Annotated in this window: 10 protein-coding genes and 2 pseudogenes; 9 read left to right on the top strand and 3 right to left on the bottom strand. The window is 69.0% G+C overall.

The window, feature by feature from the left end; translation table 11 throughout:
- Positions 1-6: 6 nt before the first annotated feature.
- Positions 7-987, bottom strand: a complete 981-nt coding sequence (locus ACFJI0_RS07245) for a Bug family tripartite tricarboxylate transporter substrate binding protein (protein ID WP_382323951.1) — start codon at positions 985-987, stop codon at positions 7-9.
- A gap of 97 nt (positions 988-1084) precedes the next feature.
- On the opposite strand from ACFJI0_RS07245, the gene ACFJI0_RS07240 reads away from it, so the two are divergent.
- Positions 1085-1981, top strand: a complete 897-nt coding sequence (locus tag ACFJI0_RS07240; protein WP_382325559.1) for a LysR substrate-binding domain-containing protein — start codon at positions 1085-1087, stop codon at positions 1979-1981.
- Here ACFJI0_RS07240 and ACFJI0_RS07235 read toward each other — a convergent pair.
- Positions 1974-2243, bottom strand: coding sequence for a hypothetical protein (locus ACFJI0_RS07235; RefSeq protein WP_291114781.1), 270 nt, complete (start codon positions 2241-2243; stop codon positions 1974-1976). The two genes, ACFJI0_RS07240 and ACFJI0_RS07235, sit on opposite strands and share 8 nt — an antisense overlap.
- Before the next feature lie 127 nt (positions 2244-2370).
- On the opposite strand from ACFJI0_RS07235, the gene ACFJI0_RS07230 reads away from it, so the two are divergent.
- The gene (locus tag ACFJI0_RS07230; RefSeq protein ID WP_382323949.1) at positions 2371-3630 is read left to right on the top strand and encodes a cytochrome P450; all 1260 of its coding nucleotides are present in this window, start codon (positions 2371-2373) and stop codon (positions 3628-3630) included.
- Positions 3631-3639: 9 nt separating this feature from the next.
- Here ACFJI0_RS07230 and ACFJI0_RS07225 read toward each other — a convergent pair.
- A pseudogene (locus ACFJI0_RS07225) lies at positions 3640-4930 on the bottom strand (YihY family inner membrane protein).
- Between the two features lie 50 nt (positions 4931-4980).
- On the opposite strand from ACFJI0_RS07225, the pseudogene ACFJI0_RS07220 reads away from it, so the two are divergent.
- The 7 genes and pseudogenes from ACFJI0_RS07220 to ACFJI0_RS07190 all read left to right on the top strand — a co-directional run.
- Positions 4981-5364: pseudogene (locus tag ACFJI0_RS07220) on the top strand (DUF2069 domain-containing protein); the annotation flags it as partial.
- A 70-nt stretch (positions 5365-5434) separates the two neighbouring features.
- Positions 5435-6865 carry an FAD-binding oxidoreductase gene (locus ACFJI0_RS07215; RefSeq protein ID WP_382323947.1) on the top strand — a complete coding sequence of 477 codons (1431 nt, stop codon included), beginning with the start codon at positions 5435-5437 and terminating at the stop codon, positions 6863-6865.
- Positions 6862-7776, top strand: coding sequence for a lytic transglycosylase domain-containing protein (locus ACFJI0_RS07210; protein WP_382323945.1), 915 nt, complete (start codon positions 6862-6864; stop codon positions 7774-7776). Before ACFJI0_RS07215 ends, ACFJI0_RS07210 begins: the two co-directional genes overlap by 4 nt.
- Positions 7777-7938: 162 nt before the next feature.
- Entirely contained in the window at positions 7939-10416 is a 2478-nt protein-coding gene (locus tag ACFJI0_RS07205; protein WP_382323943.1) for an AMP-binding protein, read from the top strand.
- Positions 10417-10451: 35 nt separating this feature from the next.
- Positions 10452-10937 carry an ABC transporter substrate-binding protein gene (locus tag ACFJI0_RS07200; protein WP_382323941.1) on the top strand — a complete coding sequence of 162 codons (486 nt, stop codon included), beginning with the start codon at positions 10452-10454 and terminating at the stop codon, positions 10935-10937.
- Entirely contained in the window at positions 10834-11400 is a 567-nt protein-coding gene (locus tag ACFJI0_RS07195; RefSeq protein ID WP_382325557.1) for an ABC transporter substrate-binding protein, read from the top strand. The genes ACFJI0_RS07200 and ACFJI0_RS07195 overlap by 104 nt, the downstream gene beginning before the upstream one ends.
- 5 nt (positions 11401-11405) lie before the next feature.
- On the top strand, positions 11406-12176 hold the full coding sequence (locus tag ACFJI0_RS07190; RefSeq protein ID WP_382159056.1) for an ABC transporter ATP-binding protein: 771 nt from the start codon (positions 11406-11408) through the stop codon (positions 12174-12176).
- The last annotated feature ends 1 nt before the right edge of the window (position 12177 follow it).

Below are 12177 nucleotides of genomic sequence, written 5' to 3'. Positions count from 1 at the left end.
CCCCCTTCAGTCTTCCAGCTTCATGCCTGGCACGATCGCCCGGTACTTGCGCTCCTCGGCATCGAGAAAACGCTGCGCCCCGGCGAAATCCAGGCCAGCGGCGGGCACCGCCATGCCGCTGGCGCGAACGAACGACTGGATCGACTCCGAGCGATGCGCCTCGCGCAGCGCCTGGTTGAGGCGCTCGGCCACCGCCTGTGGCGTGCCCTGCGGCGCAAAAAGGCCCACCCAGATCGAGAAATCGACATCACGAAGCTCGGGCATGCTCTCGGCAAAAGTGGGGACCGTCGGAGCCAGGTCCATCCTCGAAGACGAGGACACCGCCACCGCCTGCATCTGGCCGCTCGACAACTGCGGCACCGCCGTGACCGTGGGCAGCAGGATCAGGTCGATCTGGCCACCGATGAGGTCCGCGATGAAGGGCGCGCCCCCCTTGTAGGGAACGTGCAGCAAGTCCGACTTCAGCCGAGACGCCAGCGAGTGCATCACGATGTGCTGAAAGGTGCCTCGACCCGGCGTGCCATACGTCAGGCTGGCCTTGCCGGGTGCGCTGGCCTGGGCGATGTCCTTCAGCGATCGGTGCGGTTTGGATTTGCCGGTCAACAGCACGACCGGAGAGGCGCCCAGGATGCCCACGGTCTTGAAGCTGGCGGTCTTGTAGGGCGGATTTCGGTTGGTCAAGGGGCTCAGCACCACCTCGTTCACCGCCCCCAGCAAGAGCGTGTAGCCATCGGGCGCGGCCTGCGCCACCCGCTTCGCGCCGATCATGCCGCCCGCGCCCCCCATGTTCTCGACCACCACCGGTTGCCCAAGCTGTTTGGCAAGCTCTTCGCCCCACTTCCGGGCCACCGTGTCGGTGGAACCACCGGCCGGATACGCGACCAACAGGGTGACGGGCCGGTTGGGATAGCCCGGATCGGCCAGGGCAGTGACGGTTGCCCCCAGCAGGGCCGCGATGGCCAGGGTCCATCGGTGAAGGGTCTTCATGGTCGTGTCTCCATCGTTGTGCTGGAAGAATTCTGTTCTTGCGGCCCATGGCGGTAAATCGAATAATCCGCATGCACCCATTCCCTATGGAAATACCATGAGGCTGCCAGCCCTTCACTTGCTGCAAGCGTTTTCCGCCACCGCCCGCCACGGATCCATCTCGGCCGCCGCGAGGGAACTCCACCTCACGCAAGGTGCCGTGAGCAAGAAGCTCCTGGAGCTGGAGGCCTCGCTGGGGGTGGCCCTGTTCGACCGGATTCGAGGGCGCCTTCACCTTTCTCCTGCGGGGCATCGCTACCTGCCGGGGGTGGATGCGGCACTCGGACAACTGGAGCAGGCGACGCTGGGCGTCATGACGCTGCGAGGGCGCGGGGGTGTTCTGAACGTGATGAGCACCCCGACATTCGGGGCGAAATGGCTGATCCCCCGCCTGCCCCGGTTCCTGGCACAGCATCCTGAGGTATTCCTGAATTTCGTGCCCTTCAACCGAGGCGCATCCCCCGACCCCGATCTGGACTGCGCGCTTCTCTATGGCAACGGCACCTGGCCTGGAGCAAGCTCCCACTACATCGCCGGCCATGAGTACGTGGTCATCGCCCCGCCGCGCCTGCCGGCCTCGTCGCGCCTGCGCAGGCCGCGCGACATCACCCTGCACGCCCTGCTTCAGCATCCCGCCGAACCGGGTGCCTGGCCGCGGTGGTGTGAGCTGCACGGCGTCTCTCACCCGGCGCTCATGCAAGGCCCCAAGCTCGATCAGGTGACCTCCATCGTGCGCGCGGTGATGGCGGGCATGGGCCTGGGCCTGGTACCCCGTTGCGTGGTTCAGGACGACATCGACGCAGGGCTCGTGGCGGCCCCCTTTTCCAAGGACATGGTGGGCGAGGCCGGCTACTACCTCACCTACCCCGAGGGCAAGAACCGCCTGCCGCCTCTGGCGACCTTCCGCGACTGGCTGCTGCAGGAGGCCGCGGGAAAGGACGCGCCGGCTACTTGACGCACTGCAGTTGGCCGGTGTCCTTGCCGCTGCTGGGCGGCACGCTCATCACGCAGGACATGCCGCCGCAGACGCAGTGCACGAGGCGGGTGCCGCCCGCCACCACGGACGTCGGTGCCGAACACTGGCAGGCCGGCGCCTCCATGATGTTTTTGGACTGGGCCGAGGCCGGCCGCAGCGGCAGCGCCGCGAGCAGGGCAACGACCAGCACGAAGAGCAGGATCGCAGCGATCAGCACGCCGCGCAGGGGACGCTGGAACATGGCAACTCCTCAGGTGGACAAGGGCGCGACCCATGCTACGCCGCCGCCTCGCGATTGCAAGCCCATTTCGTCCATGCTTTCGCGCTGCCACAATGCGCGAACCATGACGCCTCCGATCACACCGCCCATGACCGCTGCGCGCGCGCAGGAGATCGCCGCCCACTTCGACCTGCGCGCCCTGCCCGCCGACTTTCTGGCCAACCCCTACCCGGTCTATGCCGCGCTGCGCGAGAGCCAGCCGGTGCGCCGCATGCCCGACGGCTCGGTGTTCCTCACCCGCTGCGCCGACCTGATGGCGGTGTACCGCGATGCGCAGGCCTTCAGCTCCGACAAGCACGTGGAGTTCGCGCCCAAGTACGGCGCGAATTCGGCCCTGTTCGAGCACCACACCACCAGCCTGGTGTTCAACGACCCGCCGCTGCACACGCGCGTGCGCCGGCTCATCATGGGCGCGCTCACGCGCCGCGCCATCGCCGAGATGGAGCCGGGCCTCATCGCGCTGGTGGACCAGTTGCTCGACGAGCTGGACGCGCGCCGCGGGGGTGACCTGATCGAGGACTTCGCCTCGGCCATCCCGGTGGAGATCATCGGCAACCTGCTCGACGTGCCGCACGAAGACCGGGGCCCGCTGCGCGCCTGGTCGCTCGCCATCCTGGGCGCGCTGGAACCCACGCTCACGCCCCAGCAGCAGGCCAGCGGCAACCAGGCCGTGACCGAGATGACCGCCTACCTGCGCAGCCTGGTGGCCGCGCGCCGCCAGCGCCCGGGCGACCCGGAGCGCGACGTGCTCACCCGCCTGATCCAGGGCGAGGCCAGCGGCGAACAGCTCAGCGAGGTGGAGCTGCTGCAGAACTGCATCTTCCTGCTCAACGCCGGCCACGAAACCACCACCAACCTGATCGGCAACGGCCTGATCTCGCTGCAGGAGTTTCCCGAGGCCCGTGCCGGCCTGCTGCGCGATTTGCAGGCCACGGCGGGCGACGCCGCCGCCGAGGAAGCCGTGCTCGGCCGCGCGGTCGATGAATTCCTGCGCTTCGAGTCGTCCAACCAGCTCGGCAACCGGCGCGCGATCCAGGACACCCAGGTCGGCGGCGTGGACCTGCCGGCCGGCACGCTGGTGACGCTGTGCATCGGCGCGGCCAACCGCGACCCGGCGCAGTTCGCCGACCCCGAGGTGCTGAACCTGGCGCGCGAAGGCAACAAGCACCTGGCCTTCGGCTTCGGCATCCACCAGTGCGCCGGCCTGAGCCTGGCGCGGCTGGAGGGGCGCATCGCCATCGGCCGCTTCCTGCGGCGCTTCCCGGGCTACCGTCTCATCGAGGAGCCCACGCGCGGCGGCCGAGCACGCTTTCGCGGCTTTCTGCGCGCGCCGTTCGCCATCGATTGAGCGCGGGCGTCACCCCGACGCGACCGAAGCCTCCCCCACGGCCTCGCTCGAGCCGCCGGCCAGGGCCGGTGTGGTCGAGACGGCCTGCGCCACCGAGAGGTCCATCCAGCGGCTCTCGGACCAGAAGCGCGCGGTGTGCGGCTGGTGCGCGAGCAGCAGCCGCTCCACCAGCGGGGCCACCGGCGTCATGGCCGGGTCGATCAGCAGCACGTAGCGCTCGCCGTCCTCGTCGAGCCGGCCCAGCCAGTCCAGCTTGACCATCACGGCCACCGGCTCTTCGAGCTGCAGCGCGTCCACCCGCAGCACCTGGGCCAGGGCCTCCAGGCTCAGGCCCTTGGGCGCGCTGTCGCGCGCCGTGTGCAGCTGTTCCAGCAATTCCAGCGCGAGCTGGAAGCTCCAGCCCGGCGTGTCGCTGCGCCGCGCGATGCCCGAGAGCAGGCTGGGCAGGTAGGCCGCGACCACCGCCCCCAGCAGCACGATCACCCAGGCGACGTAGAACCACACCAGCAGGATGGGCACGGTGGCGAAGGTGCCGTAGACCACCGAGTAGGTGGGCACCTGGGCCAGGTACCAGGCCAGCACCTTCTTGCGCCAGCTCCAGCCCCACGCCCACGAACAGGGCGCCCGAAAGCGCATGGCTCCAGCGCACCCGGGTGTTGGGCACGTAGCGGTAGAGCGCGGCCAGGCCGCCGGTGAGCAGCGCGAACTGCACGGCATCCAGCAGGAAACGCACGCCGCCAGGCAGGCCCGAGACCACGCCGCGCGAGGCCGTGACGGCGTAGGAGGTGGCCGCCAGGCTGCCCGCCAGCAGCAGCGGGCCCAGGGTGAGCACGGCCCAGTACACCAGCACGCGCTGGGTCAGCGAACGCGGCTGGCGCACACGCCAGATGTCGTTGAGCTTGCGGTCGATGGTCAGGATCAGGGCCAGCGCGGTCACCAGCAGCACCAGCGCGCCGGCCCAGCCCATCTGCCCGGCCTTGTTGGCGAACTGGTTGAGGTAGCTGAACACCTGCTTGGCGATGTCGGGCGGCACCAGGCTTTGCACCAGCCAGCGCTGCAGGGTGACCTGCAGGCGGTCGAACATCGGGAAGGCGCTGAAGATCGCCAGCGCGACGGTGAACAGCGGCACCAGCGAGATGGTGGTGGTGAAGGTCAGCGAACTGGCGGTGATGCCCAGCCGGTCTTCCCGGAAGCGCTCGCGCAGCGTCAGCGCCGTGGTGCGCCACGGAAAATTCAGGGCGTCGCGCCACAGCGCGCGCGCCAGGGTTTCAAGGGCCCGCAGGCGCTCTTTCAGGGTCATCCCGGTATCATGCCACCTGCCCTCCCGCCCCCGCTTTCCCACCCTCCCCCATGCCCTCATCCCCCTCGCCCTCCAGCGCCCTGGACACCCCTTCCGCCGTGCGCGGCACCCGCTGGCTCGCCGTGGGCAGCCTGCTGGGCCTGATCGTGCTCGGCCTGGCCTGGGAACTGTGGCTCGCGCCGCTGCGCGAAGGCGGCTCCTGGTGGGCCATCAAGGTGCTGCCGCTGACCGTGCCGCTGGCCGGTCTGCTGAAAAACCGCATGTACACCTACCGCTGGGTCAGCCTGCTGGTGTGGCTGTATTTCACCGAAGGCGCGGTGCGCGCCACCAGCGAGTCGGGCACCTCGATGTGGCTGGCCTGGCTGCAGGTGCTGCTGTGCATCGCCCTCTTCGCGGCCTGCGCGCTGCACGTGCGCATGCGCCTGCGCGCCGCCGGCAAGGAAGCCGTGGCCGCCGACGTTGCGCAGCTCCACCGCCGCGGCCGAATCCCGCGCTGCGCAAACCATGAGCGCCGATCTGCTGCAAGCGCTGCGCGCGGCCGTGGGGCCGGCCCAGGTGCTGACCCACGAAGACCCCGCCGCCGACCTCTCCGCCTGGGAAAACGACTGGCGCAAGCGCGCGCAGGGCCGCGCGCTGGCCGTGGTGCGCCCGGGAAGCACCGCCGAGGTGGCCGCCGTGGTGCGCGCCTGCGCCCAGGCCGGGGCGGCCATCGTGCCCCAGGGCGGCAACACCGGCCTGGTGGTGGGCTCGGTGCCCGACGATTCCGGCACCCAGGTGGTGCTGAGCCTCACGCGCATGAACGCCGTGCGCGCCATCGACGGCGCCAACCTCACGATGACGGTGGAAGCCGGCTGCGTGCTGCAGTCGCTGCAGGACGCGGCCGAGAACGCCGGCTTCCTGTTTCCCCTGAGCCTGGCGGCCGAGGGCAGCTGCACGATCGGCGGCAACCTGGCCACCAACGCGGGCGGCACACAGGTGGTGCGCTACGGCAACGCGCGCGAACTCTGCCTGGGCCTGGAGGTGGTGACGGCGCAGGGCGAGGTGTGGCACGGCCTCACCGGCCTGCGCAAGGACAACACCGGCTACGACCTGCGCGACCTCTTCATCGGCAGCGAGGGCACGCTGGGCGTGATCACCGCCGCCACGCTCAAGCTCTACCCGCTGCCCGCCGCGCAGCTCACCGCCTGGGCCGCCGTGCCCACGCTGGACGCCGCCGTGGCGCTGCTGGGCCTGGCGCACCAGCACCTGGGCGCGGGCCTGACCGGCTTCGAGGTGATGGGCCAGTTCGCCCTGGGCCTGGTGGACAAGCACTTTCCCGCCCTGCGCGTGCCGCTGTGGGCGGACAGCCCCTACTGCGTGCTGCTGGAGAACAGCGACAGCGAATCGGAAGAGCATGCGCGCGGGCAGTTCGAGCGCCTGCTCGAAACCGCCTTCGAGCAAGGCCTGGTGAGCGACGCGGTGGTGGCCGAGAGCCTCTCGCAGGCGCGTGGCCTGTGGCACATCCGCGAGAGCATTCCACTGGCCCAGGCCGAAGAGGGCCTGAACATCAAACACGACATCAGCATCCCGGTTTCGCGCATTCCCGCCTTCTGCGCCGAGACCGACGCCTTGCTGCAGCGCGAGATCCCCGGCGTGCGGCTGGTGAATTTTCGCCATCTGGGCGACGGCAACCTGCACTACAACGTGCAGGCGCCGGCCGACGGAGATGCCAAAAAGTTCCTGAATGAGCAGGAAACGCGCGTGAACACCCTGGTTTTCGATGCGGTGGCGCGCTACGATGGATCGATCAGCGCCGAACACGGCGTGGGCAGCCTCAAGGCCGCCCACCTGCCCCACTACAAGGACCCGGTTGCCCTGGGCCTGATGCGCGCCATCAAGCAGGCGCTCGATCCTCACCACCTCATGAACCCTGGCCGCGTGCTCACCCACCCATGAATCTCCGCCGTCCCGCCCGCCTCTTGCTCGTGTGCGCGCTCGCCGCCACGGGTTGGGCGCACGCGGTCGAGGCGAACCAGCGCCAGGCCTGGCGCGAGCAGGCGCTGGCGTACGAACACGGGGAAGGCGTGGCGCGCGACACCAATGCGGCGATCGCGCTCTACTGCCGCGCCGCACTCGCGGGGGACGCGGTCTCGGCCTACAACCTGGGTTGGCTCTACGCCAACGGCCGGGGCACGCCGCGCCACGACGGCTACGCCGCGCACTGGTTCGCGCGCGCGGCCCTGCTGGGCGATGCCCAGGCCGAGGCGATGTTCAAGCGACTGGACACACCGGCGGACAAACCCGAGTGCGTGCTGCAGGCCGAACGGGCCGAACAGCAGCGCGCCGAGCAGGAGCGGCTGACCGCCGAGGCCGATGCGGTGGTCACGCGCTACCGCGACTGGGTCAACACGCCCGAGCAGCAGCGCATCATGAAGATCGTCTACAAGCTCGCGCCGCAGTTCGGCATCGAGCCCGGCCTGGCCTTCGCCGTGATCAAGGCCGAGTCCAATTTCAACGTGCACGCCCTGTCGGACAAGAACGCCCAGGGCCTGATGCAACTCATTCCCGAGACCGCCGCACGCTTCCGCGTGAACAAGCCTTTCGACGCCGAGCAGAACATCCGCGGCGGCCTGTCCTACCTGCAGTGGCTGCTGGCCTACTTCAAGGGCAACGTGCCCCTGGTGCTGGCCGCCTACAACGCGGGCGAAGGCACGGTGGAGCGCTACCGTGGCGTGCCGCCGTTCCCCGAAACGCAGGGCTACATCAAGCGCATCCAGCAGATCTTCGCCCTGCAGCAGCACCCCTTCGACGAGCGCATCACCGCGCCGTCGCCGGCCATGCCCGGCATCACCTCCGTGCGCCCCTGAGCGGCGGCCCGGCAGGCCACGCGCGCGCGGCGCGCGCTCGAATCAGTAGTAACCCCATGAGGTAGTCCTACGACTATCAGGCGCAGAGGCGCGTTCCTAGAATTTTCGAATCACAAGCCATGCGCCACGGCACCCGGGCATGGTCACAGGAGACGAAGTTTCATGAACATCGCGCAGTTGCTCGTGCGTTCGGCCCGAACCTTCCCCGACCGGGATGCCGTGCTGCTGGGTGCGCGCGTGTGCTGCGACTACCGCGAACTGGCCCGCCGGGCCGGGGCGCTCGGCACCGGCCTGTCGCAGCACCTGGGCCTGCGGCCCGGCGAGCGCGTCGCCCTGCTGCTGCACAACTGCCCGCAGTACCTGGAGGTGCTGTACGGTGCCTGGTCCGCCGGGCTGGTGGTGGTGCCGATCAACCACAAGCTGCATGCGCGCGAAGTCGAGTACATCCTGGCCGACAGCGGCGCGCGGGCCCTGTTCACCTCGGCCGATCTGAGCGCGGACCTGCAGCCCGGCCCGGCTGCCGCCATCGACGTGAACGGCGCCGAATACCTGTCCCTGCTCGCCAGCGATGCGATGGCACCGGTGCACCGCGCGCCCGACGACATCGCCTGGCTGTTCTACACCTCGGGCACGACCGGGCGCCCCAAGGGGGTGATGCAGACGCACCGCAACCTGCTCTCGATGACGCTCTGCTATTTCGCCGACGTGGACACCGTGCGGCCGGGCGACGCGAGCCTCTATGCGGCGCCCATGTCGCACGGTGCCGGCCTCTACAACATCCCGCACGTGCTGGCCGGCGCGCGCCATGTGATCCCCGAGTCCGGCGGTTTCGACCCCGACGAGATCCTCGCGCTGGCCCGCGAGCTGCGCGATGTGTCGATGTTCGCGGCGCCCACCATGGTCAAGCGCCTGGTCGACAGCGCGCTCGCGCGCGGCCTGGACGGCGACGGCATCAAGACCATCGTCTATGGCGGCGGGCCCATGTACGCGGCCGACATCCAGCAGGCCATCGCCGTGATGGGGCCGCGCTTCGTGCAGATCTACGGCCAGGGTGAGTGCCCGATGGCGATCACCGCGCTGTCGCGCGAACACCTGGCCAATCTCGGCCATCCGCGCCATGCGCAGCGCATGGCTTCGGTGGGCGTGGCGCAGAGCAGCGTGGAGATCCGTATCGCGCAGCCGGACGGCACCGCGCTGCCCTGCGGCGAGACCGGGGAGATCCTGGTGCGCGGCGACCCGGTGATGCCAGGCTACTGGGGCAACACGGCAGCCACGGCCCAGACCTTGCGTGACGGCTGGCTGCACACCGGCGACATCGGCGAACTCGATGCCGATGGCTTCCTCTCGCTCAAGGACCGATCCAAGGACCTGATCATCAGCGGCGGCTCCAACATCTACCCGCGCGAGGTCGAGGAGGTGCTGCTGCGCCATCCCGGCATCCGCGAGGTGGCCGTGGTCGGCCGCCCGCATGGCGAGTGGGGCGAGGAGGTGCTGGCCTACGTGGTGCCACGCCCCGGCCACACGCTGGACACCGGCGAGCTCGATGCGCTCTGCCTCGCCAGCATCGCGCGCTTCAAGCGCCCGCGCCAGTACCTGCTGCTCGACGAATTGCCCAAGAACAGCTACGGCAAGGTGCTCAAGACCGCTCTGCGGGACCTGGGGCGATTCCCCCAACGACAGGAGACACATCCCATGAAACTGGTCACATTCGATCTGCCCGGCGGCCAACGCCACATCGGCGCCATGCTCGCGGGCGAGCAGCGCCTGGTGGACTTCACCGCGTCGTCCACCTCGCCCGCCATGCGCAACATGCTCGCGCTGATCGACGGCGGCGAGGCCGCGCTCAAGGAAGCCCGGCAACTGCTGGACAAAGCCGCCGTCACCCACGCGCTGGCCGATGTGAAGCTGGCCGCGCCACTGCCCGAGCCGCGCCAGATGCGCGACTTCCTGTGCTTCGAGAAACACTTCCGCCAGGCGCGCGCGAACCGCCACCTGTTCGGCGCCACCGACGGCGAGCGCGACCCGGCCAAGGTGGAGATTCCGCCGATCTGGTACGAGGAGCCGATCTACTACAAGTGCAACCGCTTCTCGGTGGTGGGCACGGGCGCGGACATCGTCAACCCCGCGTACTGCCAGATGCTGGACTACGAACTCGAGTTCGCCGCCATCCTGGGCAAGAGCGGCAAGAACATCCGCAAGGAAGATGCGCGCTCGCACATCTTCGGCTACCTGATCTTCAACGACGTGAGCGCGCGCGACCAACAGATGCGCGAGATGGGCGGCACGCTCGGGCCCACCAAGGGCAAGGACTTCGACACCGGCAACGTGCTCGGCCCCTGGCTGGTCACGGCCGACGAGGTCGGCAACCCCTACGACCTGACCATGGTCGCTCGCGTCAACGGCGAGGAATGGTCGCGTGGCAACAGCGGCGAGATGCACCACCGTTTCGAGGACGTGCTGGTCCACGCCTCGCGCGACGAGACGCTGCACGCAGGCGAGTTCTTCGGCTCGGGAACGGTCGGCAGCGGATGCGGACTGGAACTGGGCCGCTTCCTGAAACACGGCGATGTCGTCGAGCTGGAGATTCAGAAGCTCGGCGTGCTGAAGAACCGTGTGGTGTTCCGTCACGCAAGCCAGTGACCGCGTTCTTCCCTAAAACCATCTGGAGACAAGCCATGCACACCTTTATCGCGACCCTGCGTTCCCTTGTGCGCCCCCTGGCGGTGGCGACGCTGCTGAGTGCGGCGGCGGCCCCCGTCTGGGCCCAGAAGATCGTGTTCGGTTTCTCGGCATCCACCGCGTTCGCCAACGCCTTTGTCGCGGCCAACGAAGGCCTCTTCAAGAAACATGGCCTGGACGTGGAGATGAAGCTGGTGCCCAACTCGGCCACCACGCCGGCGGCCCTGATGGCCGGCAGCCTGCAGATCGCCACACCGACCGCGCCCAACACCATGCAGGCGGTCGAGCAAGGCCTGGACCTGGTGGTGCTGGCCGGCGGCGGCTACTACACCAAGGGCATGGAAGACGCTGGCCATCATGGTCCGCCCCGACAGCCCCATCAAGACCGCCAAGGACTTCGAGGGCAAGCGAGTGTCCACCCCGGGCCTCAACGCCTTCCTGCACGTGCTGTTCCGCAAATGGATGGCCGAGAACGGCGGTGACTACAAGAAGGTGACCTTCACCGAGAACGCGTTCGCGCAATCGGTGGACGTGCTGCGCAACGGCCAGGTCGACGGCATCCTCGCGGTGCAGCCCTTCCTCTCGCGCGCCGAGGAAACCAAGGCCGGCCGCGTGGTCGCCTACTACATCGCCGCGCTGGATGGCGAGGTGCAGTCGGGCTGGCACGTCGCCAGCCGCAAGTGGGCCGACGCCAACCCCAAGCAGGTCGCCGCCTTCCGCGCCGCCATCGAGGAAGCCTCGGCCATGGCCTTGAAAGACCCGGGCGTGGTGCGCAAGGCCAACCTGGTCTACATCCCCTTCCCGCCCGAAGTGCAGGCCAAGTTCCCCGACCCCAAGTTCCGCCCGGTCATCACGCCCGAGGTGGTGCAGAACTGGAACAAGATCATGATGGACCAGGACATGCTCAAGAAGCCGATCGACCCGGCGAAGCTGATCTACAAGTGAGCCGCATGAGCCAAGCCAACGATCCCGTCCTGTCCATCACCGGGCTGGACTTCACCGTGGGTTCCCTCAACATCCTGAACGACATCTCGCTCACGGTGCATGAGAAGGAGTTCGTCTGCATCGTCGGTGCCTCGGGCTGCGGCAAGACCACGCTGCTGCGCCTGATGGGCGGCCTGCTGAGCCCCACCCAGGGCCGCGTGCTGTACCGGGGCCGCGCGATCGACGGGCCCGACCCGGAGCTCGCGGTGGTGTTCCAGGACTACGGGCGCGCCCTGCTGCCCTGGCGCACCGTGGCCGGCAACGTGGAGCTGGCGCTGGAGGCGCGCCGCGTGCCCAAGGACGAGCGCGCGCCCATCATCCGCGACATGCTGGAACGGGTGGGCCTGGCCGAGCGGGCCGACGCCTACCCGATCCAGCTCTCCGGCGGCATGCAGCAGCGCCTGCAGATCGCTCGCTGCATGGCGCAGGCGCCGCAGGTGCTGCTGATGGACGAGCCCTTCGGCGCGCTCGACGCGATGACGCGCCAGACCCTGCAGGACGAGGTGGCCCGCCTGTGCGCCGACGCCGGCGTGACGGTGGTGTTCATCACCCACGACCTGGAGGAGGCGATCTACCTGGGCGACCGGGTGATCTCCATGGACAAGCACCCGGGGCGGCTGTCGGAGACGCTGACGATCGAGCTGGAGCGGCCACGCAACCAGCTCACCACGCGGGAGGACGCGCGCTTCCTGGCCTACCGCCACCGCCTGTTCAACCTCCTGCCACCGGGGCACTGAG

The organism is Hydrogenophaga sp. UC242_53, from assembly GCF_042696965.1.
Classification (GTDB): Bacteria; Pseudomonadota; Gammaproteobacteria; order Burkholderiales; family Burkholderiaceae_C; genus Hydrogenophaga.
Note: the sequence above shows the minus strand (reverse complement) of the source record. Positions and strands in the feature narration are given on the sequence as shown.

Bases quoted from the DNA above. Each gene is read 5' to 3' on its own strand.
- ACFJI0_RS07245 (WP_382323951.1), bottom strand. From the start codon at position 987: ATGAAGACCCTTCACCGATGGACCCTGGCCATCGCGGCCCTGCTGGGG.
- ACFJI0_RS07240 (WP_382325559.1), top strand. From the start codon at position 1,085: ATGAGGCTGCCAGCCCTTCACTTGCTGCAAGCGTTTTCCGCCACCGCC.
- ACFJI0_RS07235 (WP_291114781.1), bottom strand. From the start codon at position 2,243: ATGTTCCAGCGTCCCCTGCGCGGCGTGCTGATCGCTGCGATCCTGCTC.
- ACFJI0_RS07230 (WP_382323949.1), top strand. From the start codon at position 2,371: ATGACCGCTGCGCGCGCGCAGGAGATCGCCGCCCACTTCGACCTGCGC.
- ACFJI0_RS07215 (WP_382323947.1), top strand. From the start codon at position 5,435: ATGAGCGCCGATCTGCTGCAAGCGCTGCGCGCGGCCGTGGGGCCGGCC.
- ACFJI0_RS07210 (WP_382323945.1), top strand. From the start codon at position 6,862: ATGAATCTCCGCCGTCCCGCCCGCCTCTTGCTCGTGTGCGCGCTCGCC.
- ACFJI0_RS07205 (WP_382323943.1), top strand. From the start codon at position 7,939: ATGAACATCGCGCAGTTGCTCGTGCGTTCGGCCCGAACCTTCCCCGAC.
- ACFJI0_RS07200 (WP_382323941.1), top strand. From the start codon at position 10,452: ATGCACACCTTTATCGCGACCCTGCGTTCCCTTGTGCGCCCCCTGGCG.
- ACFJI0_RS07190 (WP_382159056.1), top strand. From the start codon at position 11,406: ATGAGCCAAGCCAACGATCCCGTCCTGTCCATCACCGGGCTGGACTTC.